The organism is Rhodococcus sp. WS1, from assembly GCF_003797745.1.
In the GTDB taxonomy this organism is placed as follows: Bacteria; Actinomycetota; Actinomycetes; order Mycobacteriales; family Mycobacteriaceae; genus Rhodococcus_F; species Rhodococcus_F erythropolis.
In genome coordinates, this window is the sequence record NZ_RKLZ01000005.1 from 75,009 (window position 1) to 95,744 (window position 20,736).

The window sequence follows — 20,736 nt, forward strand, 5'->3', positions numbered from 1 at the left end:
TTTACAGGTGAGACAGCAACAGGTCCGGGTCCGCGAGCATCTGTGCGACAAATGAGAGGAATCTCGCGGCCTGCTCACCATCGAGTATCCGGTGGTCGAACGTCAACGTCAGTGTCGCGACGCTCCGCGCTTCGATCTTGCGCTCGATTACCCAGGGACGCTCGCTCACTGTGCCCAGGCAAAGGATGACGGCTTCTCCCGGATTGAGGAGCGGAATGCCCCCGTCGACGCCGAAGACTCCGACATTGGTGATCGTGACGGTTCCGCCGGTCAGGTGATGGACGTCGGTCACTCCCGCGCGGGCAGCGACGGTCAGTTCGGTCACCGCGCGTGCAAGTTGGACCAGGCTCAGCGTCTCGGCGCTTTTGATGTTGGGCACGGACAGTCCACGTTCGGAGGCGACGGCGATGCCGAGATTCACGTGATCGTCGATGACGGCGTCGCCGCGGGCCTCGTCCCAATGCGCGTTCACCATCGGGTGCGACGAGATCGCCGTAACCAAGGCCTTGGCCGCGAGAGTCAGCGGAGTGAGAGAAAGCCCGGTGAATGCGTCCGAGGGACGGAGCCTGCCGAGTAGTTCCATCGAAGGCGTGACATCGGCGGTGAGGAAGACGCTGGCCTGAGGGGCACGGGTACTGGCGACCATCGCCGACGCCATCTGTTTCCGCATGCCGGACGAGACCGGCTGTTTCTGCATACCGGATTCGGCCGGCCGCGGAGCTCCATTCGACGCGGCCTTCAAACGAAGCGCGTCTGCGACGTCCGCTGCCGTGACGGCACCGTCGAATCCACTTCCGGTGATTTCGCTCAGATCGATGCCGGCTTCGCGGGCCGCGCGCCGCGCCGAGGGTGTTGCGGGCCGACGCTCGGTACTCGCCGCGGTTTGCGAGTGTGGCGTAATCCTGTTCCGTCGTCGGCTCGGTCTCTCGGCCGCGGGTCCGTATCCGACAAGCACGCTCGGAGACTGTGAATCACTTGGAGTCGGTGAATCTGCAGGCTCCTCGATACGGATGATCGGAGTGCCGACCGGGACGGTAGAGCCAGGTTCGACGAGGAGTTCTCTGACAACGCCGACGTAGGGCGACGGCAGTTCGACGAGAGCTTTGGCTGTCTCTACCTGGGCGAGAACTTGATTGAGTTTCACCTTGTCGCCGATGCCGACCGTCCACTCGACCAGATCGGCGGACGTCAGGCCCTCGCCGAGATCCGGCAACCGGAATTCGTGCCCGGTACTCATGCTGCCAGCGTCCGGTCGAGTGCTGCGAGGATCCGGTCGGCGTCCGGAAGGTGAAATCGCTCAAGCTTGGCGGGCGGGTAGGGGATGTCGAATCCGGTGACCCGCAGGATCGGTGACTCGAGCTGATAGAAGCAGTGTTCCGCGACGTGTGCTGCGATTTCGGCGCCGACGCCGAGAAACTTCGGCGCCTCGTGGACGACGACCAGCCGGCCTGTCTTTTTCACCGACGCCTCGATCGTGTCGAAGTCGATGGGGGAGAGTGAACGCAGATCCACGACCTCCAGATCGTGACCTTCTTCTTCGGCAATCCGCGCGGCGTCGAGCGCGGTGGCGACCATGGATCCGTACGCAACCACTGTCGCGTCGTTCCCCGAGCGGGCGACGCGGGCACGGTGGAGCGGAAGCTCGGGCGCGGCATCGGTATTCACGTCGGCGGTATCCCAGTAGCGCCGTTTGGGTTCGAGGAATATCACCGGGTCGTCGGCCGCAATGGATTGGCGGATCATGTGAAAACCGTCGATCGGATTGCTCGGGTACGCCACCCGCAGTCCCGCCGTGTGAGCGAAGTACGCTTCCGGCGACTCCGAATGATGTTCCACCGCACCGATTCCGCCGCCACTGGGAATCCGAATCGTCAGTGGCGCAGAGGCAGCGCCTCGGGTGCGGTAGTGGATCTTGGCCACCTGCGAGACGATCTGATCGAAGGCCGGGTAGACAAACCCGTCGAACTGAATTTCGCAGACAGGCCGATATCCGCGCAAGGCAAGACCGAAAGCTGTTCCCACGATCCCTGATTCGGCGAGGGGCATGTCGATCACCCGAGTATCGCCGAAGTCCTTCTGCAAGGCGTCGGTAACCCGGAATACACCGCCGAGACGGCCCACGTCCTCTCCCATGATGACAACGCGACGATCGTCTTCGAGTGCGCGTCGCAGGCCGGTGTTGAGCGCTGTCACCAGATTCATGACGGTCACGACGAAGCCCCTTCCATGCTGCGGAGATACGCGCGATGCTCTTCGCGTTCAACGTCGATCAGTGGGTGTGCCTCGGCGTAGACGTGATCGAAGAGCGCTGACGGGGGTGGATCGGCGAGCGCGATGGTTGCGCGTCGCAGTCCAGCTGCGACGCCGTCGGCCGCCGCCGCGATGGTGCTGAGTTCGTTTTCTCCGAGAAGATCGCGACGGCCGAGGAACAGGCGCATTCGCTCGAGCGGATCGCGGCTTCTCCACTCCGACATGTCGGTATCGGCGCGGTACCTGCTCGGATCGTCGGACGTCGTGTGCGGGCCCATTCGGCAGGTGATCGCTTCGATGAACGTCGGGCCGCTGCCTTCGCGTGCGCGATTGAGCGCCGAGCGCGTGACTGCGAGAACGGCGAGGACGTCGTTGCCGTCGACGCGGATCGCGGGGATGCCGTAACCGATCGCCCGATGTGAGATGGGCGTGCGTGACTGGAGGGATACCGGTTCACTGATGGCCCACTGGTTGTTCTGGCAGAAGAAGACAACGCCGACACGGAAACTGGCGGCAAATCCCATCGCCTCGGCGATGTCGCCCTGACTTGTGGCGCCGTCGCCGAAGTACGCGATCGTTGCGATCTCGGCGCCGTCCAGGTGTGCGCCGAGTGCGTATCCGGTGGCGTGCAGCCCTTGGGAGCCGACGACGATCGCCGGATTGGTGACGTTGAATTGTTCTGGATCCCAACCGGAATGGGAGATTCCTCGCCACATGGTGGTCAGCAATTCGGGGGGAACTCCCCGGCAGTACGCGACGGCATGTTCGCGGTAGCTGGTGAACGCGAAGTCGTCTGGGGCGAGTGCTCTCGCGGAACCGACCTGGGCGGCTTCTTGGCCGAGCATCGGAGCCCACAAACCTATTTCGCCTTGACGCTGCAGGGCAACAGCTTCGGTGTCGATTCGGCGACTCACGACGAGATCGCGATACAACGACAGCAGTTCGTCAGGCCCGATGTCTGTTATCAGGCGGTCGAATTCGGGACGGCACACTCGTGCGCCGTTCGGTTGGATGAGTTGGACCGGATAATCGAGGTTGTCGATCATCTTCGCTCACCTCGGTTTCTGCTCATGCCCGGCGCGCCTCGTGAGTACGCCGCACAATCCCGATGTGTTGTATGCAGTTGTCGCTCTACCATCAGGATCCCCCTGATTGGGAAATCCGCAAGTATTTCCACTGCCGTATCAGGACCGGAACTGCGAACTGGCGAGTAACAAACGTGTCGGTACGGCCAACCGATCGGAATTCAACCGCTAGCATCGGTGCGGTGACTGCAGTCGGTTTGAACGAAGAAGCTGTTTCCGCGTGGATCGCCGAACTGGGGGTCGGCGCCACGACACCACTGACTTTCGAGAGGATCGGTAACGGGCAATCGAACCTGACCTACTCCGTGACGGATGCGGGCGGAGGACGGTGGGTACTGCGCAGACCTCCACTCGGCACGTTGTTGGCGTCCGCGCACGACGTCGTTCGCGAGCACCGCATCCTGTCCTCGCTCCAGGGAACCAAAGTGCCGGTTCCGAAGATCCTCGGCATCACGGAAGATCCGGAGATCACGGACGCTCCGCTGGTCCTCATGAGCTACATCGACGGCGTTGTGATCGACGGCGTTCCAGTGGCTCAGAAGTTGACCGAGGACGAGCGTCGCGCGGTCGGATTGGCGATGCCGAAAACCCTCGCAAGCATTCACGGGGTTGACCTGGAAGAGACCGGCCTCGACGATCTGGCCAGCCGCAAGCCCTTTGCCGAGCGTCAGCTCAAACGGTGGTCGGCGCAGTGGGAGAAGTCGAAGACCCGCGATGTTCCGGACGTCGACAGGTTGGCCGAGATTCTGCACCGAAACATTCCGGAACAGAACGAAGTGACCTTGGTTCACGGCGACTTCCACCTCAACAACGTCATCACCGACCCGGTCGAGGGGCGCATCGTTGCCGTCGTCGACTGGGAGCTGTGCACGTTGGGGGAGCCGCTCGCGGATCTCGGTGCGCTACTCGCGTACTGGCCGGAAGCCGGTGACAAAGTTGCCGGTCCGTTCATGGCGTCCACGCTGGAAGGCTTCCCGAACCGCGACGAGCTGGTCGCTGCCTACGTCGAGGCGACCGGCCGCGACGTGTCAGCGGTCGGATATTGGCACGTACTCGCTCTGTGGAAGCTCTCGATCATCGCCGAGGGCGTGCTGCGACGCATTCTCGACGATCCGCGGAACAAAGCCGAGCACGGCGGCCCGACGGTCGCGCTGATCGACGGAATCGTCGCACGCGCCGTCTTGACGGCAGATCAGCTCGGCCTGAGCTAGTTTTCGGTCAAGGTCCCGGCTGCTGATCTGATCGCAGCCGGGATCTCCACCGGCTTACGGGTGTCGGCATCGACGTAGACGTGCACGAAGCGACCAGTCGCGGCAGGTTCCCAATGGCCGTTTTCGACCTCGTGGAATATCGCCAGGGCGTAGACGATGCTCTTGGTGCCCAGCTTCTCGACGGAGATACCCACCTGCAACTGCTCGGGGAACGACAGTTCGCTCAGGTACCGGCACGACGTCTCGGCGACGACGCCGATGGCAGGCAGGGTGCGGATGTCGGTTCCAGTGGAAGACATCAGCCAGGCGTTGACCGCGGTGTCGAAGTACGAGTAGTAGGTCACGTTGTTGACGTGGCCGTAGTGATCGTTGTCGTCCCACCGCGTCGGGACGGGCCAGAGAACGGGAAACTCGCTGATCGACGGGGGCGTCTGCGCTGTGCTCACGGCTTCGACTGTAGTGAGGACTTTCGCGAGAGTGAGGGTAGGGTGGTGCCCTGTAGGACTGCACGCACGATCAGCCCCACCAACAGTGCCCAGAATGCCGAACCGATTCCCAGGATACTGACCCCGGATGCGGCGATCAGAAACGTGACCACGGCGCCTTCACGTTCACTCGCCTCGCTCAGCGCCGACGTGAGGGCGCCGGCAAGCGTTGCCAGGAGCGCCAGTCCGGCAACAGTTTCCACGACTCCGGCCGGTGCGGCGGCTACCAGAGCGGCCACCGCGGCCGCGCCGGCAGCGAGAACGAGATACGCCCAGCCTGCGGTGAAGGCAGCGATCCATCGACGTTTGGGATCCGGATGTGCGGTGGGGGCGGCGGCCAGGGCCGCGCTGATCGCCGCGAGGTTGATCGCATGGCCACCGGCCGGTGCGCCGACGATGGTGCCGATACCCGTCACGATCATCGACGGCCTCCAGGGAACGGTGTAGCCGAACGAATTCATCACGGCCACACCGGGAATGTTCTGCGAAGCCATCGTGACGATGTAGAGGGGAATCGCAATGCCGATCATTGCCTGCCAGGTCCACGACGGCGCGGTGAGATCGATGCGGGGAATCATGGCGCCGGCGTCGAGCACTCGATCCGACGTGACGAGGCTGATCCCGATCACGACCGCTGCTGTGAGAAACGCGAGCGGAACCGCCCATCGCTTGGAGAAGCGCTGCGCGGCAAGCCAAACCAGGATGACGGGCGCGACCGCTGCCGGTGCGTCCCGGACGGCGATGATCGGCGCCAGGCACAACGGCATCAGAACCCCGGCGAGCATCGCTTGCGCGAGGGGCGTCGGGATTGCCGAGATGATCCTTCCGAGCGTCGGCCACAGTCCGGTCAGCACGATCGCGATTCCGACGACGATGAATGCTCCGACCGCGGCCGGCCACCCACCCTCGACCGCTCCGGCGCCGGCGAGCAGAGCGGCACCGGGCGTCGACCAGGCCAGGGTGATCGGCATCCGATACCGGCGTGAGAGCCAGAGCATTCCCAACGCTTGGGTCACACACAGAACCAGCAGTCCGGACGCCGCCTCGGTCGCATCCGCACCGACAGCGGCGAGGCCGGTGAGCACCACCGCGAACGAACTGGTGAAGCCGACGAGGGCCGTGACGATGCCTGCGCTCATCGGTTGCGAGTTGCTGCGAACGGCTTCCGGTTCGGTGGTATCTGTGGAGTCCGACATGGTCAGTGATTCTGCCCGACCCGCCCCAGACCCGATTTACCTGTCCGGTCGGATGGGTGAGGTGACCGCTTTGCCGTAGATGAGGTGCGTTTGGGCGTGCCAGACCTCGGGATGTGCGGCGAGGTGGTCGATCAATACCCGTTGTAGATGAGCGCTGTCACGGACCGCGACGTGGAGGAAGAAGTCCTCGGGCCCCGAGACGTTGAAGAGCGCAAGCGTTTCCGGCAGCGCTAGCGCGTCGGCGGTGAACCGGTCGACGAGGTCGCGGCGGTGTGGTCGCAATTGAACGGCGATGATCGCCTGCATCGACCGGCCAACGGCTGCCGGATCGACAACCGCATGGATACCGCTGATTGTTCCGTTGGCACGTAGGCGTCGTACGCGCTCGTGGCACGAGGACGTCGCCAAGCCGACTCGATCGGCCAACACCTTGTTGGTGATCGACGCGTCGTTCTGCAATTCGGCCAAAATCTTCCAGTCCACCGGATCCAGAGGCTCATTCTTCGTCATCTGCCGAACTATATCCGGAGTCGTTTTGAACTTCCCGGATCCAGTTGCACACTCCTGGCATGAACATGTGTCTCGAATCAGCTCGGGTGTGAGGTATTTCGGATGAGTGTCGGTCAATGGCTCGCTTTCGGCTCCCTGCTATCCATCGTCCTGTTCACGCCGGGACCGGATTTTGTCCTGATCCTGCGTCATTCTCTGGCAGATCGTCGGACCGGCGCGGTGGTGGCCGCCGGTGTGATTTCCGGGCTCTTCGTTCACACCGCTGCCGCGTCACTTGGTCTCTCCGCACTTGTGGCGACACGGCCACAGTTGCTCTCTGCGCTCACATACGCCGGGGCGGCATATCTGACCTGGCTCGGTATCTCCGCGATTCGAAGTGCTTTCAAAGCCCGAGCCTCGGACGAGGGAATTCCGGCAGCGAAAGAACCGATCGCGGTCACCACGGCATTTCGCTACGGCTTCCTCTCGAACCTGCTGAACCCGAAGGCGCTGTTGTTCTTTCTCGGGCTACTCCCGCAATTCATCGAGCCGGGTGAAGGCGCAGGGCTGCGCACGTTGATGTTGGCGGGCGCGACGGTGGTCGCCGCGGCACTGTGGTGGGCGATCGTGGTGGTGTTGGCGGCCGGAGCCGGCAAGAAGCTGCGTCGTCCTGGCGTCGGCAAGCGAATCGACGTGGTGACGGGAGTGTTGTTGGTGGGTCTCGGTGCCTTCTTCGGGGTTGCATGAGTGGTCGTGTCAGGATGGGTTCATGACACTTCCCGTGCTGATCGACGTCGAAGAACTGTCCGCTCTCATCGAGGCCGGCGCTGCGCCGCGATTGCTCGATGTCCGATGGGCGCTGGGTGATTCGAACGGCGAGCAGCATTTTCGCGACGGCCATATTCCCGGCGCGGTCTTCGTGAACCTCGACGAGGAACTTGCCTCGCCGCCGTCGCCGGACAAGGGAAGGCATCCGCTGCCGAGTCTCGAAGACCTGCAGGACGCTGCGCGTCGTTGGGGAATCGACGACGGTGATTCGGTGGTGCTTTACGACGCCACCGGCAACACGGCCGCTGCCCGTGGTTGGTGGCTGCTGCGGTGGGCCGGGCTCTCGGATGTCCGACTGCTCGACGGCGGACTACAGGCCTGGGAGTCCGCGGGACTGCCGTTGGCGGCCGGTATCGGTGAGTCGGCCACTCCGGGCAATGCGACTTTCACCGGCGGCAACATGCCGACGGTCGACATCGACGGCGTCGGCGACTGGACGCGTGCGGGCGGTGTGCTTCTCGACGCCCGAGCAGGGGAGCGGTACCGCGGCGAGGTCGAGCCGATGGATCCCGTCGCGGGGCACATCCCCGGTGCGGTGAGCGCGCCGACCGCGGAGAACATCACCGGCGACGGTCGGTTCCTGGATGCGACCCGCCTGCGTGAGCGGTTCGCCGGACTGGTCGCCGGAGACAGTGTCGCGGTGTACTGCGGATCCGGAGTAACTGCAGCGCATGAGATTGCGGCACTCGCGATCGCCGGTTACGACGCGACGCTGTTCCCGGGCTCGTGGTCACAGTGGTCGAACGACAGCACTCGCGCCGTCGACACCGGAGCCTGAGTCAGCTCTTGGTGCGATCGATGAATGACGGCACGAGAAACCACAGTGCCGTGAACATGATCGCGGCGCACGCTGCCAAAACCTTTGCGGCAACTCCGCCGACGGCGACCTCGGCGATCAACAGGACCGTGCCGGTCATGGAGGCGGCGAGAAAGGCTATGCCGCACAGGGCGAATCGGTTGGCCACGGGCAATATGTTCTCGCGGTGCCCACGGCGGAAGAGCATGCGATGCCAGACGGCGGGTGCCATCAGGAACCCGAACGAGATGGCAACAAGTATCACCGTCACCAAGTGGATGCCGCGGATGTACGCCGACGCTTCCTCGTAGCGTTCGGTGAATGCCACGGCCAGCAAGAAGGCGAACAGGATCTGAACACCAGAGAGCGCGACGCGCAGTTCTTGCAACAACTCGTTGAAGTTCCGCGCGAGTTGTTGAGGTGGAGTCTCCCCGGTCTCGTTCACGGCGACGTGGTTCCTACGCCCGTGAGTATTCCGACGCTCGCTGGATCTGCTCCGCGCTCGGACGCACGCCGGTGTAGAGCACGAACTGCTCGGCGGCCTGAAGGGCAATGACCGACGCTCCCGTGATCGCCGTCTTGCCGAGTTCGGTCGCCAACGCGATCAGTGGCGTGTTCGCAGGCATCGCGACGACGTCGAAGACGACATCGGCGGCGCGCACTGCTTGTTCGGGGAACGACAATGCATCTGCTTCTGCACCGCCGGACATACCGATCGGAGTGGCGTTGATCAGCACACCGGGACGAAGCTCACCGAGTTCGGCCTGCCAGCCGAAGCCGTACTGCTTCGCGAGCGACGACCCCACTTGCTGGTTGCGGGCGATCACGGTGACGTCGGTGAATCCGGTGTCGCGCACCGCAGCGACGACTGCTTTTGCCATGCCACCGCTGCCGGCGACAGCGACGGACAGGCTCGTGTCGACCTCGTTGTCACGCAGCAGATCGGCCACCGCCTGATAGTCGGTGTTGTAGGCGTGCAGCACTCCGGACTCGTTGACGATCGTGTTCACGGAGTCGATGGCGCTGGCCGAATCGTGCATGACGTCGATGTGCTCGATGACCTGTTCCTTGAACGGCATCGACACCCCGCAGCCTCGAATCCCGAGTGCTCGGATGCCGCCGATCGCGGCTGGCACGTCTTCGGTGGTGAAGGCTTTGTAGACGAAGTTCAGGCCCAATTCCTCGTAGAGGTAATTGTGAAACCTCGTGCCGATGTTGCTCGGTCGCCCGGAGAGCGACATGCACAGGAGCGTGTCCTTGTTGAGGTCGACGGTCATTGTCCCCACTCTAATCGCGAGTTCGGAGTAGTTCTTGATAGAGGAGTGCACCCATCCGGATGTCCCGCAGCGCCGAATGTCGGGTATCCGATCGAAGCACCACTCGCACCGACAGAGCCGAGACGACATGGTCACACAGAACATCGACGAGCACCCGAGCACCGAATCTCGTCCACCGCGTCGTAGATGGGCTGCTCACGCGATCTCCGGGGTCTTGGCCGCGGCTGTCGTCCTGGGCGTCGGTGAACTGGTTGCGCTGCCGATCAACCCGGACGCGTCGCCCTTCTACGCAGTCGGTGCAACCACCGTCGACCGAACCCCGGCGTGGGCTCGCGAGTTCGCGATCGACACCTTCGGCACCAATGACAAGCCGGCGCTGTTCATCGGAATGTCGATATTGATCGTTCTGCTCGGTGCGGTGGCCGGGCTGTTGGAACGGCGACGCCGCCCGATCGGCAGTGTCATCCTCGTTCTTCTGGGCGCGGTTGGTGTGTATGCGGCGATGCAGCGCCCGACTGCCGATGCGATGTACGTGTTCCCGACGCTGGTCGGTGTGGTGGCGGGCGTCGCAACCTTGCGGTTGCTGATCACGCAACTCGAGGTGCCGCTCTCGCCTGGCGTCGCCGACTCGTGGTTGCCTCGTCGTCAGTTTCTTCTGCTGGCAGGTGCGGCGTTGGCAGTGGCTGCGGCAGCGGGTGCCGCCGGGAAGTTCGTGGGGCAGAGGATCGCCGGAGCAGTAGCGAATCGTGAAGACTTTGTCGTACCCACCGCCGCTGACCCGGCGCCGCCGATTCCGGCGGGTGCGGACATCGCGATTGCGGGTGCGTCGACGTACATCACGCCCAACGACGACTTCTATCGAATCGACACTGCACTCCTCGTTCCGCAATTGACGACGGATTCGTGGGAACTGCGGATTCACGGAATGGTGGACCGCGAGATGACGTTGTCGTTCGACGATCTGGTGGCGAGAACGCCCATCGAGCGAGTCATCACGCTGACGTGTGTTTCCAACGAGGTGGGCGGCGTTCTGGCCGGGAACGCGAAGTGGATCGGTTATCCCATGAAGGACCTGCTCGACGAAGTCGGTGTCCATCCCGACGCCGACATGCTCCTGTCGACCAGCGTCGACGGCTTCACAGTCGGCACCCCGGTCGAGATAGTCACCGACGGCCGTGACGCGATTCTCGCCGTGGCGATGAACGGTGAGCCGTTGCCGTTCGAGCACGGTTATCCCGTTCGGCAGGTAGTTCCCGGCCTGTACGGTTTCGTCTCCGCCACCAAGTGGGTGACGGAGTGGGAACTCACGCGTTTCGACAAGGTCGAGGCCTATTGGACCCAGCGCGGTTGGGGTGCGCAGGCACCGATCAAGACGTCCTCGCGTATCGAGGTGCCGGCAGCTTTGGCGCCGATCGAGCCGGGCCAGGTGCTGGTTGCGGGAACGGCCTGGGCGCAGCATCGCGGGATCGAGAAGGTCGAGGTTCGCGTCGACAACGGCGAATGGCAACCGGCGACACTGGCGCAGGAGTACTCGATCGACACCTGGCGTCAATGGTCGTGGATGTGGGATGCAGGCTCAGGTTTGCACACCGTGCAGGTCAGAGCGACGGATTTGGACGGGAACGTCCAGGTGGAAGAGCGCACTCCGCCGATTCCCGGTGGAGCCACTGGATGGCATACGAGGTCGTTCACCGTGAAGTGACAGGTAGATCCGAATGGGATTCGGTATACAGGCGGACGACGCACTGGGCCATCCATCCAGCGATCAGCGTTCGCAGGCCGAAGTCGAAGGTGTCGTCGGTTCGCAGTGGGTTCGCGGCCTCACGCGTGACCTCGCTCGGATTGGAGGATTGAGTCCACGCGACATCCGGCGTCGAGAGTTTCACGACGGATCCGAGAACCAGACTGTCCAGCGTGGAAATTGCGTGACGCGTATCGGTCGAATTGAAACCCCCGTCCGAAAATGCTTGAACCAGTGCAGTATCGATATCAAAAGTCACCTTGGTGCGGACGCTACGTGTCATGAGTAGCGGGATGAGGCGCCAATGTTCGACGGCAGCTCGGCGATATGCCCACCCCCACGCGCTGATCCGTTCGCTCCACCCTGCGGGTGGGTGGGGGACAGAGATCGACGACATCACGCGGATGCGCATGAGTTCGACGATCTCGGATCGACCCGAAATATGTGTGTAGAGCGAAGACGGAGTCACGTTCAGTTGCTTGGCGATCCCGGGCATGGTGAAGTCGCCGGTTGCGGCGACAGCATCCAGAGCCGCGTCGGTGATGTTTCGCGTGGACAGTATCGGCTGAGTGGGACGCGGCATCGATTCTCCTGGTGAGGGATTCGTCGGCAATCTCGGACTTGATCGATTGATGACAACTCCTTGATTTCGGGAGCCGGTATGCATCATACTAACCGAACCCTATTCGGTATGTCGGCGGAATCTTCCGGCGATCGGTACACGTCGGAGGAACATTCAATATGTCTGTCGTATGGCTGACCGGTGCAACGATCATCGACGGCACGGGCGCCGACCCTATCGAGAACTGCGCTGTTGCCGTGGAAGATGGCCGCATCAGTGCACTCGGTGGCACGCCGCCCGCGGGGGCGGAGGTGCTGGACTGCACCGGGCTGACAATCACTCCCGGCCTCATAGACGCACACGTTCATCTCGGTGGATCGAGCGATCTCGCACCGAGCCTGCGGCGTCAGATCTCGGTAGCCGAGCTCGCTGCAGACATGTTCGCGACCTGCGCATCGACCCTCGACGGGGGATTCACCACTGTTCGTGACTGCGGCGGAATCGACGGTGGACTCGCCGGAGTTGTCGCCTCGGGCAAGATTCCGGGTCCGCGGATCATTCAGTGCGGCCCGATCCAGTGCCAGACCGGTGGACACGGACACCTGGCGGCCGAGTGGGAGCCGACTTCGGACTGGTCCGATCATGACATCCCCGGATTGCGTTGTATGTCTCTGCTTTCCGACGGTCCGCACGAAATGCGAAAGAATGTTCGCGAGACGTTCCGCAGGGGTGCGGACTTCCTCAAACTGTGTGTTACCGGGGGAGTGGTATCGACTCATGACAAGCTCACCGATACCCAGTTCACGGTCGACGAGATCGAAGTTGCCGTCGAGGAAGCCAATGCGCGCGGTACCTATGTCACGGTGCATGCCCACAACAACGAGGGAATCCGAAACGCTGTCACTGCCGGCGCGAAATGCGTCGAGCACGGCTCAGGTATCGACGACGAGACTGCCAAGTTGATGGCCGAGTACGACGTCGCGTTGGTGCCGACGTTGGCTGTGGTGCAGGCGCTCTCGGACAGTGCGGCGTCAGCAGGTCTACCCGAATCGATTTCGGCGCGGATCGGCCAGATGATGCAGGGTCAGATCGACGGGCTTCTTGCTGCTCGAAATGCCGGCGTCAGAGTGGGACTGGGATCGGACCTCATCGGTACCGATCAAACGGGCCGGGGAATGGAGCTAGTCCTGCGCGCCAAGGTCGAAACCCCGATGGACGCATTGGTTTCCGCTACCCGGATCAACGCCGACATTCTCGGTATCGCCGACGAGGTCGGCACCATCGAAGTCGGCAAGTTCGCCGACCTCGTTGCGTTCCGCGGCAATCCGTTGACGGATCCGTCCATCTTCGCCGATCGTGAGCGCATCGCACTCGTCATTCAGAGCGGTCGAGTGGTGAAGGACGGCCGGTAGCTCAACAGCGAGTGGCGAGTTCTGTCAACGCCGAGTGATCCGCCCGGCTGACCGGTAGGCCGTAGGAAATCGCGACGGTCAAGTACTTGCCGGCGTAAAAGCATCGGTATGCAGGATTGGGCGGCAACCACTTGCTGGGCGTGCTGTCGCCTTTCGACTGGTTGTCGGGGCCGTTGACGGCCAACAGGTTCAGTGACGTGTCGTTCGCGAACCTCATCCGAAGCGCGGGCGTCCAGGAGTTCGCGCCGAAGTCCCAAGCCGCGGCGAGTGGGAAGACGTGGTCGATCTGAACGGACTTGGCCTGGCTGCGTTCGAATTCGATGCGATCACCGGAGTACGGGTCGGTCATCGCGCCCGACAGTACGACGCAGTCACGTGTTCCCGGTTTGAACACCACGTCCGAGAGATCTTGGGCCAGAACGTTGTTGCGGGTATCGCACCCGTCGTGGCCACCAGGTGCGTCCTGGTCGTCGGACCAAGCGGCGCCGAAGACGCAAGCCTCGCCGTTACCGCAGCCGCGCTCGTATCCACCCGGATGTGGTCGGTTGTCGACAATCGCGGTCCGGGACAGCAGCTCTTCCAGTTCCGATCGTGTCGGGCTGCCCGGGGCCGAATCGAGACGCTCGTCCCCGAACCATCCGCAGGACGCGACGAGACATACGAGCGCGAGCGTCGACAGGATCGCAGATAACCGTGCAACCACCTGTGCCCCCGCCCGTCGTAGACCGTGATTGAACCATCGCGGGCCGACAGGAATCAGCCGAATTCGGCCACCCATGGGATCTACCTCGGATGCATCGGCGCTTGAAGTAGTGCCACGACCATTTCCACGATCTGAGCGGGCGTTGGTCCGAGCGACGCCAGGACCCCTTCGCCGTCTTTGGAGCGCTCGTAATCGGCAAGAAGTGCAAAAAGCGTCGTGGCCATCGACGAAATCCTGCTCGAACGTTCGTATGCCGTTCCTTCGCTTAGCTGTTCGGACAGATTCTGCGTGATGGTGGACCAGGAGGATCCTTCGTCGGCTGGCCAGATCTTGACTTGGTGGCGCATGACCTCGAGGAACCGGAAGTAGTGAGTTGCCCCCTGCTGCTCGGTTGCCTCCAGGAGTGCACCCACCAGAATGCCGGTCAAGTGCCTGTTGTCTTTCGTCTCGGCAGCCTCGAGTAGACGAGTTGCCGAGTCCTCCACGGCCGCCAAGCGACGACGTACGACCGCGTCGATCAAACCCTGTCGGTCGCCGAAGTAGTAGTTCACAGCGGAATTGTTGCGTTGGCCCGCGGCGATCGCGATGTCTCTGAGCGAAACGTCAGCGCCTCGCTCGGCAAACACACGTTCGGCGGCGGAGAGAAGTGAGTCAACAGCCATGCGACGGAATCTACCCTTGACACAGTTAAGCGATTTCGCTTAACTGTGGTCATGGAGCACATCGAGAACAACGGATACCGTGAAATCGACTCTGTTGCACCGCGTGATCGATACGCCCGGGGGTGGCATTGTCTGGGCTTGTCCGCCCCGTACAAGGACGGCAAGCCGCATTCGGTCCGTGCCTTCGGAACGAAGCTCGTCGTTTTTGCAGGCGAGGACGGCGAGCTTTCCGTCTTGGATGCATACTGCCGTCACATGGGCGGCGATTTGAGTCAGGGTGAGGTCAAAGGTAATTCGATCGCCTGTCCGTTTCACGATTGGCGCTGGGGTGGGAACGGACGGTGTACTGAAATCCCTTATGCCCGTCGAGTGCCCCCGATTGCGAAAACCCGTTCCTGGAACATTCTCGACCAGGACGGAATGTTGTTCGTTTACAACGATCCGGAGGGCAACAGGCCTCCGGCCGAGATCGCGCCTCCTCGAATTCCCGGAGTTGCATCCGACGATTGGACCGATTGGAAGGGGTTCAGGCAGATAGTCGTACAGACAAATTGTCGTGAACTCATCGACAACAACGTGGATATGGCCCACTTCTTCTACGTTCACGGATCGTTCCCGACACACTTCCGGAACGTCTTCGAGGGGCATGTTGCTGCGCAGTACATGAACGGTCTTGCACGAGAGGATATTCGACCGGTTGCCGCTGGAGGCGCGCCGCAATTGATCGGCAACACGTCGAAGGCCGCCTACTACGGCCCCGCTTTCATGATCGACGAATTGACCTATCACTACGACCAATTCGACATGGAGTCGGTCCTGATCAACTGCCACTATCCGATCGACCTGGACAGCTTTGTTCTCATCTACGGGGTGCTCGTCAAGCACTCCCCGCTGTTGGATCGGCGCGCCAGCGAGCACATGGCCGAGAGTATGGGGAGATACATCACCAAAGGCTTCGAACAGGACATCGAGATTTGGAAGAACAAAACCCGAATCGAGAATCCGCTACTGTGCGATGGGGACGGTCCCGTCTATCAACTGCGCCGGTGGTACGAACAGTTCTGCGTCGATGTCGCCGACATCAGTGCAGACATGGTCGAACGCTTCGAATTCGAACTCGACATGACCACGCCGGTCGAAACCTGGCGCGAAGTTGTGTCGGAAGGTCTTGCGCTCCGATCGGCAGAGGCGTCACGTTGACACACGTCGAGTGTCGTCGGTGCCGAGCATCGGTGGCGGTGGAGAAATCGAGTTGGCACCAGACTTCAGTCCAGTGGAGCGGTAGGACTGCCCTGTCGTGCCCGTCCTTGACAGCTTCCATGGACTCGCATCCGGCCTTGAGTCGTTGTCCCGATGTGCACGCGAGTATCAAGGCCGCGACGATGGAAGGTTTGATGGGGGAGTTCGATTGATCGCGGAGTTCGTGGAAGCGCTTCGTCAGCCGAACTCGATCACCACTTTGCCGGCGGCATGGCCGTCTTCGACTGCAGCGAGCGCTTCCCCAGCGCGGGAGAATGGGTAACGGCCGGACACGGACGGGTCGAGGGTCCCGTCGGCCACGAGCGCCGCGACCTCCGTGAATACTGCTGTAGTTCTTCGGCGTTCGACACCGCCGCCGCCGAGTCGGCTCGCCGCCAGAGGATCGGCGATGCTCAGGATCGGCGCGTCCGGTCGGGCGAGCGCAGCGCCGCGAGTGAGAGTGTCCCCGCCGACCAGGTCGAAAACCGCGTCCACTCCGTCTGGGTACAACGCGGACGCTTCGCCTGCGAAGGCGTCTCCCGACGCAACCCACCGTGCTCCCGCGCCCTCGATCGAGGTTCGCTTGGACTCACTCGCGACGCCGATGACGTCGATGCCTCGAGACACCGCAATCGCGGTCGTGCTTCGACCAACGCCGCCGCCGGCGCCGAGGAGCAGGAGTGTTGCCCCGGGTTTCAGACCCAGACCGTGGAGAGCGTCGTAAGCCGTTCCCGCCGCAACTGTCAGCACCGCGGCATCGGCCCAGGACACGGTCGGCGGCTTGTGTGCTGTCGAGGAGACGTTGAGCAATGTCGACGCGGCGTAGCCGCCGAAGCCGGTAGCGGTAGCGCCGAACACTTCGTCGCCGACCTCGAACTCGGTGACCCGCGGACCTACTCCGATGACAACACCGGACACTTCGCGGCCCAGAACCGCAGGCAGCGTCACCGGGACAGTATCTTTTCGAGTACCCGCGCGAACTTTCCAGTCAGCTGGGTTGACGCCCGCCGCTCGGACCGACACCAGCAGTTGGCCGGCACCCGGTGGGGGCAGGGTGACGTCGAAGTAGGACTGTGTGTCGGGTCCGCCGTACTCGGTGAAGCCGTATGCCGTCGTCATGACTGCCAGCCTATTGCCCAGCCAGATCGGAAGGACGGTCCGGAAGGGTGGTGACGAAGAGCGGTGTCGGTGGCACCTGATTGGATGGTCGGATGCTGCATGGACTCTGGTCACCGGGATCGGGGCTCAAACTGTGGGTCGACGGGCACGACGGTGCCGGAACCGACGATCCGCGAGATCCGGTCAGTGCTGTCCTGCATCGTAAGTTCCGTCATCGTGTGAATGTCGCTATGCCGCCCGTGCCTGGCGGGCCTTTGCAGAGTGAGTACGCAGCTGTTGCGTTGGCGCCGCCGGACGCAGTCGATCTCCTGCTGCGGTTCAAGGCCGACGACCAGCGAATCGCGGGAGACCTGCACTTTCTCGTGCACGTGGCGCGAGGAATCGACCGTTGGGTGCGCGCCGGCCGGGTGGTGCCGGCGCTGACGCGAGCCGAGGGTAGTTGGTGGCCGCGGTGGCAGTTGTCGGTGGGGGAACGCCAGCGCGCCTGGATCGGCGAATTGGTAGTGGCCATGCCGCCGGTGCAGCGGTCAGTCGGCTCGCCGAGGGCGACGATCGAAGACATCACGAACGAACTCACGGACCCGATCGTCCGTCGTGTTCTCGGTGACTCGCATCCGGTGGTGCAGACCCCGCTGTGGCAGGCCGTGTTGTCCGGGGACGCTTTCGACGACGTGTCGGTACGAGCGGCCGAGGGACTCGCCGAATGGGGGTCGACGTTCACCGCCGGAGAGCCGGACCTGGTTCTGCGGCTGATCGAGCCTGAACTCGACGACAATTCCGATCCCGACGACGATGCGCTGTGGCGTCTGCACGTGTGTTTGCGTCCCGAAGGTGAAGCGCCCGAACGTGTTCGACTGCACCGGGCAGATCCCAAACGTATCCAGCTCGGCAGCCGCAAACTCGAAGAGGCGATCAAGGCTTACCCACGTTTTCGCGACGTGCCGCGCGACGAGGACAGTCTCGACCTGTTGCTGCCCACTCCTGTCGTGATGGACCTGGTCGGACACGGCGCGACAGTCCTGCGAGAGCGAGGGATCACGCTGCTGCTTCCGCGTGCCTGGAACGTGGTGTCTCCATCCCTGCGTGTGCGGGTGACCTCGGCGGCGTCTCCGATCGTTGCGGAGAATCGTACGGTCGGTATGGACCAATTGCTGGAATACGATTGGGAATTGGCGCTCGGAGACAAGGTGCTCACCGCCGAGGAAATGACCCGACTGGTCGATGCGAAGTCCGATCTGGTCCAGTTGCGCGGCGAGTGGGTTCAGGCGGACAAAGACGTCCTGGCCCGCGCGGCTCGTTTTGTCAGTCAGCGGCATTCGAGCGGGGACCGGGCGATTGTCGATCTGATCAAGGACTTGATCGCAGACGACCTCAAAGACCTGCCGGTCGAAGAAGTGAAGGCAACCGGATGGGCTTCGGCACTGCTCGACCAGTCGGTAGCTCCGCGGCAGGTCGCGGTACCGTCGACGGTCAACGCGACTTTGCGTCCGTATCAACGACGCGGTCTCGACTGGTTGGCGTACATGAGTGCCCTCGGGCTCGGCGCGATTCTGGCCGACGACATGGGTCTGGGTAAGACGCTGCAACTGTTGGCGTTACTTGCGCACGAGAAGTCCAAGACAGCAACACTTTTGGTGTGCCCGATGTCGGTCGTGGGAAACTGGCAGCGTGAAGCGGCGCGATTTGTGCCGAGCTTGCGCGTCTACGTTCATCACGGTTCGGATCGCGCTACCGGGGCGGCGTTGGAACAGGCAGTTCGTGAGAGTGATCTGGTGATCACCACCTACGCGCTCATGACCCGCGACGTCGCGGCGCTCAAGGATCTCGACTGGCGGCGCGTGGTGCTTGACGAAGCTCAACACATCAAGAACGCCAAGACATCTCAGGCCCGCGCTGCTCGCAGCATTCCTGCGGACCATCGCGTTGCTCTGACCGGAACGCCGGTGGAGAACCGGCTGGACGAGTTGCGGTCCATCCTCGATTTTGCCAATCGCGGGGTACTCGGCTCTGAGCAGATGTTCCGCAAACGGTTTGTCGTGCCGATCGAGCGGGAAAAAGATCAACTTGCCGTCTCGAGACTGCGAGCCGTCACGTCCCCCTTTGTGCTGCGACGGGTCAAGACCGATCCCTCCGTGATCGCGGATCTCCCGGAGAAGTTGGAGATGACGGTTCGAGCGAATCTCAGTGAGGAACAGGCGGCGTTGTACCGCGCCGTGGTGGACGAGATGATGGCGCAGATCAAGGGAACGGAAGGGATGAAGCGCAAAGGCGCCGTCCTGTCTGCGCTGACCAAACTCAAACAGGTGTGCAATCATCCGGCGCACTTCCTGCGCGACGGTTCGCCGGTGATGCGCCGCGGGCAACACCGTTCGGGAAAACTTGGCCTGGTCGAAGATATCGTCGAGTCGGTCACGGCCGATGACGAGAAGGTTCTGTTGTTCACACAGTTTCGTGAGTTCGGGGAATTAGTGGTGCCGTACCTGGCCGACCGGTTCACCACCGAGGTTCCGTTTCTCCACGGCGGCGTGTCCAAGGCTGGACGCGACGCGATGGTCGAGGCATTCCAAGGCGCAGACGGTCCGCCCATCATGGTGCTCTCGCTCAAGGCCGGCGGCACGGGTCTGAATCTCACAGCGGCCAACCATGTGGTTCACCTCGACAGATGGTGGAACCCGGCGGTTGAGAACCAGGCGACGGACCGTGTCTTCCGCATCGGTCAGAGAAAGAACGTGCAGGTCCGCAAGATGGTGTGTGTCGGAACTTTGGAAGAGCGAATCGACACGATGATCGCGAGTAAAAGTGAACTCGCCGAACTTGCAGTCGGGACCGGTGAGAACTGGGTGACGGAGATGAGTGTCGAACAATTGGACGAGTTGTTGCGACTCGGCGACGACGCGGTGGGCGAATGAGTCCGCGCGGTAAAGGCCCCGATTTCAGCGAGTACACTGGGCCCCGGCGGCGAGCACCTGCGCCGGTCAAGCCTCGTCCAGCGTTCGGGAGAACGTTCTGGGGCAAGGCTTTTGTCCGCGTCGTCGAAGAGATCGGCGACAAACCTCGTGTCACGCGTGGGCGAACGTATGCGCGTTCGGGTCAGGTTTTGGCGCTCGACATCGAACCGGGAGTGGTGACGGCCGAGGTTCAGGGCAGCCAACTTCAACCTTTCGTTTCCACGCTCTCGATCGACACTCTTGATCAATCGGATATCGACGACATCATCACCAAGATCCGCCGAGTGCCGGGAAGCCTTGCCGCGCTGGTGTCCGGCACTGTCCCGGACATGCTTGCTGCCCAACTGATACCGGACGGCCCGTCGGCTTTCCGTTTCGACTGCACCTGCCCCGATGTCGGCTGGCCGTGCAAACACGCTGCGGCCGTGGCGTTCTTGACTGCCGAGCGGATCGACACCGATCCGCTGAGGTTGCTGAGACTTCGCGGGGTCGACCTGGAGCAGTTGATCGGGGGAGTGGAGGACGAGTCGACTGTTCCGGTAGACGTCGAGAATTGGTTCGGAATCGCGGCTGCCCTCCCCGCGCTACCGAAGGTGCAATTTCGACCGGCGATAGACGATCTGGATATCCGCCGTCTGCGTGAGGCGGTGGCGGCACTGGGATTGGACATGGCTCAGCAGAACGTCGCCTTGGACGAAATACGGTCCATCTACCGACGGTTGGACGGTTGAAA

General features: G+C 62.7%; 20 protein-coding genes. 8 read left to right on the forward strand and 12 right to left on the reverse strand.

What is annotated here, in order from left to right; translation table 11 throughout:
- Position 1 precedes the first annotated feature (1 nt).
- From EEB12_RS29930 to pdhA, 3 genes are read right to left on the reverse strand one after another with little or no spacing between them, the layout of a single operon-like run.
- Positions 2-1,237 (reverse strand): dihydrolipoamide acetyltransferase family protein, encoded by a 1,236-nt coding sequence (locus tag EEB12_RS29930; protein ID WP_020970089.1) that lies wholly within the window; start codon positions 1,235-1,237, stop codon positions 2-4.
- Complete coding sequence (locus EEB12_RS29935) at positions 1,234-2,202, reverse strand: alpha-ketoacid dehydrogenase subunit beta (protein WP_141489209.1); 969 nt, start codon at positions 2,200-2,202, stop codon at positions 1,234-1,236. Before EEB12_RS29935 ends, EEB12_RS29930 begins: the two co-directional genes overlap by 4 nt.
- A 5-nt stretch (positions 2,203-2,207) precedes the next feature.
- A complete protein-coding gene (gene pdhA, locus EEB12_RS29940; RefSeq protein WP_020970087.1) occupies positions 2,208-3,296 on the reverse strand; it encodes a pyruvate dehydrogenase (acetyl-transferring) E1 component subunit alpha in 1,089 nt (362 codons plus the stop codon).
- Between the two features lie 221 nt (positions 3,297-3,517).
- Here pdhA and EEB12_RS29945 point away from each other — a divergent pair, with 221 nt between their 5' ends.
- Positions 3,518-4,546, forward strand: coding sequence for a phosphotransferase family protein (locus tag EEB12_RS29945; protein ID WP_020908344.1), 1,029 nt, complete (start codon positions 3,518-3,520; stop codon positions 4,544-4,546).
- On the opposite strand, the gene EEB12_RS29950 is transcribed toward EEB12_RS29945, so the two are convergent.
- Genes EEB12_RS29950 through EEB12_RS29960 form a run of 3 tightly spaced genes read right to left on the reverse strand, consistent with a single transcriptional unit; the run spans position 4,543 to position 6,737 of the window.
- Positions 4,543-4,992: an acyl-CoA thioesterase gene (locus EEB12_RS29950; protein WP_020970085.1), complete on the reverse strand. Its 450-nt coding sequence runs from the start codon at positions 4,990-4,992 to the stop codon at positions 4,543-4,545. The genes EEB12_RS29945 and EEB12_RS29950 overlap by 4 nt on opposite strands.
- Positions 4,989-6,227, reverse strand: a complete 1,239-nt coding sequence (locus tag EEB12_RS29955) for a benzoate/H(+) symporter BenE family transporter (protein ID WP_003941402.1) — start codon at positions 6,225-6,227, stop codon at positions 4,989-4,991. The genes EEB12_RS29950 and EEB12_RS29955 overlap by 4 nt, the downstream gene beginning before the upstream one ends.
- A 36-nt stretch (positions 6,228-6,263) precedes the next feature.
- Positions 6,264-6,737 carry an Lrp/AsnC family transcriptional regulator gene (locus tag EEB12_RS29960; RefSeq protein ID WP_003941284.1) on the reverse strand — a complete coding sequence of 158 codons (474 nt, stop codon included), beginning with the start codon at positions 6,735-6,737 and terminating at the stop codon, positions 6,264-6,266.
- Between the two features lie 102 nt (positions 6,738-6,839).
- On the opposite strand from EEB12_RS29960, the gene EEB12_RS29965 reads away from it, so the two are divergent.
- Together EEB12_RS29965 and EEB12_RS29970 are read left to right on the forward strand one after the other, a co-directional pair.
- On the forward strand, positions 6,840-7,463 hold the full coding sequence (locus EEB12_RS29965; protein ID WP_003941342.1) for a LysE family translocator: 624 nt from the start codon (positions 6,840-6,842) through the stop codon (positions 7,461-7,463).
- Between the two features lie 22 nt (positions 7,464-7,485).
- Positions 7,486-8,322 (forward strand): sulfurtransferase, encoded by an 837-nt coding sequence (locus tag EEB12_RS29970; protein ID WP_020970084.1) that lies wholly within the window; start codon positions 7,486-7,488, stop codon positions 8,320-8,322.
- Between the two features lies 1 nt (position 8,323).
- On the opposite strand, the gene EEB12_RS29975 is transcribed toward EEB12_RS29970, so the two are convergent.
- Both EEB12_RS29975 and EEB12_RS29980 read right to left on the reverse strand, forming a co-directional pair.
- The gene (locus tag EEB12_RS29975) at positions 8,324-8,785 is read right to left on the reverse strand and encodes a DUF6328 family protein (protein ID WP_003941357.1); all 462 of its coding nucleotides are present in this window, start codon (positions 8,783-8,785) and stop codon (positions 8,324-8,326) included.
- A 13-nt stretch (positions 8,786-8,798) separates the two neighbouring features.
- Positions 8,799-9,617 (reverse strand): shikimate 5-dehydrogenase, encoded by an 819-nt coding sequence (locus EEB12_RS29980; RefSeq protein ID WP_024487604.1) that lies wholly within the window; start codon positions 9,615-9,617, stop codon positions 8,799-8,801.
- A gap of 127 nt (positions 9,618-9,744) precedes the next feature.
- On the opposite strand from EEB12_RS29980, the gene EEB12_RS29985 reads away from it, so the two are divergent.
- Positions 9,745-11,319: a molybdopterin-dependent oxidoreductase gene (locus EEB12_RS29985; protein WP_020908339.1), complete on the forward strand. Its 1,575-nt coding sequence runs from the start codon at positions 9,745-9,747 to the stop codon at positions 11,317-11,319.
- Here EEB12_RS29985 and EEB12_RS29990 read toward each other — a convergent pair.
- Positions 11,306-11,941 carry a TetR/AcrR family transcriptional regulator C-terminal domain-containing protein gene (locus EEB12_RS29990; RefSeq protein WP_020970082.1) on the reverse strand — a complete coding sequence of 212 codons (636 nt, stop codon included), beginning with the start codon at positions 11,939-11,941 and terminating at the stop codon, positions 11,306-11,308. The two genes, EEB12_RS29985 and EEB12_RS29990, sit on opposite strands and share 14 nt — an antisense overlap.
- A gap of 158 nt (positions 11,942-12,099) precedes the next feature.
- On the opposite strand from EEB12_RS29990, the gene EEB12_RS29995 reads away from it, so the two are divergent.
- Complete coding sequence (locus EEB12_RS29995; RefSeq protein ID WP_020970081.1) at positions 12,100-13,332, forward strand: metal-dependent hydrolase family protein; 1,233 nt, start codon at positions 12,100-12,102, stop codon at positions 13,330-13,332.
- A 1-nt stretch (position 13,333) separates the two neighbouring features.
- Here the strand turns inward: EEB12_RS29995 and EEB12_RS30000 are convergent, their stop codons facing one another.
- Positions 13,334-14,035 carry an HNH endonuclease family protein gene (locus EEB12_RS30000; protein ID WP_141489210.1) on the reverse strand — a complete coding sequence of 234 codons (702 nt, stop codon included), beginning with the start codon at positions 14,033-14,035 and terminating at the stop codon, positions 13,334-13,336.
- Between the two features lie 80 nt (positions 14,036-14,115).
- A complete protein-coding gene (locus EEB12_RS30005) occupies positions 14,116-14,697 on the reverse strand; it encodes a TetR family transcriptional regulator (RefSeq protein WP_020970076.1) in 582 nt (193 codons plus the stop codon).
- A gap of 45 nt (positions 14,698-14,742) precedes the next feature.
- On the opposite strand from EEB12_RS30005, the gene EEB12_RS30010 reads away from it, so the two are divergent.
- Positions 14,743-15,897, forward strand: a complete 1,155-nt coding sequence (locus EEB12_RS30010) for a Rieske 2Fe-2S domain-containing protein (protein ID WP_410055721.1) — start codon at positions 14,743-14,745, stop codon at positions 15,895-15,897.
- Between the two features lie 237 nt (positions 15,898-16,134).
- Here EEB12_RS30010 and EEB12_RS30020 read toward each other — a convergent pair whose 3' ends face one another.
- Positions 16,135-17,055: an NADP-dependent oxidoreductase gene (locus EEB12_RS30020; protein WP_020970074.1), complete on the reverse strand. Its 921-nt coding sequence runs from the start codon at positions 17,053-17,055 to the stop codon at positions 16,135-16,137.
- 92 nt (positions 17,056-17,147) lie between these two features.
- Between EEB12_RS30020 and EEB12_RS30025 the strand changes: the two genes are divergently transcribed.
- Together EEB12_RS30025 and EEB12_RS30030 are read left to right on the forward strand one after the other, a co-directional pair.
- A complete protein-coding gene (locus EEB12_RS30025; RefSeq protein ID WP_020970073.1) occupies positions 17,148-19,964 on the forward strand; it encodes a DEAD/DEAH box helicase in 2,817 nt (938 codons plus the stop codon).
- A complete protein-coding gene (locus EEB12_RS30030; RefSeq protein ID WP_007726128.1) occupies positions 19,961-20,734 on the forward strand; it encodes an SWIM zinc finger family protein in 774 nt (257 codons plus the stop codon). The genes EEB12_RS30025 and EEB12_RS30030 overlap by 4 nt, the downstream gene beginning before the upstream one ends.
- The last annotated feature ends 2 nt before the right edge of the window (positions 20,735-20,736 follow it).

Coding starts and splice junctions, on each gene's coding strand:
- EEB12_RS29930 (WP_020970089.1), bottom strand. CDS start 1,237: ATGAGTACCGGGCACGAATTCCGGTTGCCGGATCTCGGCGAGGGCCTG.
- EEB12_RS29935 (WP_141489209.1), bottom strand. CDS start 2,202: ATGAATCTGGTGACAGCGCTCAACACCGGCCTGCGACGCGCACTCGAA.
- pdhA (WP_020970087.1), bottom strand. CDS start 3,296: ATGATCGACAACCTCGATTATCCGGTCCAACTCATCCAACCGAACGGC.
- EEB12_RS29955 (WP_003941402.1), bottom strand. CDS start 6,227: ATGTCGGACTCCACAGATACCACCGAACCGGAAGCCGTTCGCAGCAAC.
- EEB12_RS29960 (WP_003941284.1), bottom strand. CDS start 6,737: ATGACGAAGAATGAGCCTCTGGATCCGGTGGACTGGAAGATTTTGGCC.
- EEB12_RS29965 (WP_003941342.1), top strand. CDS start 6,840: ATGAGTGTCGGTCAATGGCTCGCTTTCGGCTCCCTGCTATCCATCGTC.
- EEB12_RS29970 (WP_020970084.1), top strand. CDS start 7,486: ATGACACTTCCCGTGCTGATCGACGTCGAAGAACTGTCCGCTCTCATC.
- EEB12_RS29980 (WP_024487604.1), bottom strand. CDS start 9,617: ATGACCGTCGACCTCAACAAGGACACGCTCCTGTGCATGTCGCTCTCC.
- EEB12_RS29985 (WP_020908339.1), top strand. CDS start 9,745: ATGGTCACACAGAACATCGACGAGCACCCGAGCACCGAATCTCGTCCA.
- EEB12_RS29990 (WP_020970082.1), bottom strand. CDS start 11,941: ATGCCGCGTCCCACTCAGCCGATACTGTCCACGCGAAACATCACCGAC.
- EEB12_RS29995 (WP_020970081.1), top strand. CDS start 12,100: ATGTCTGTCGTATGGCTGACCGGTGCAACGATCATCGACGGCACGGGC.
- EEB12_RS30005 (WP_020970076.1), bottom strand. CDS start 14,697: ATGGCTGTTGACTCACTTCTCTCCGCCGCCGAACGTGTGTTTGCCGAG.
- EEB12_RS30020 (WP_020970074.1), bottom strand. CDS start 17,055: ATGACGACGGCATACGGCTTCACCGAGTACGGCGGACCCGACACACAG.
- EEB12_RS30025 (WP_020970073.1), top strand. CDS start 17,148: ATGCTGCATGGACTCTGGTCACCGGGATCGGGGCTCAAACTGTGGGTC.
- EEB12_RS30030 (WP_007726128.1), top strand. CDS start 19,961: ATGAGTCCGCGCGGTAAAGGCCCCGATTTCAGCGAGTACACTGGGCCC.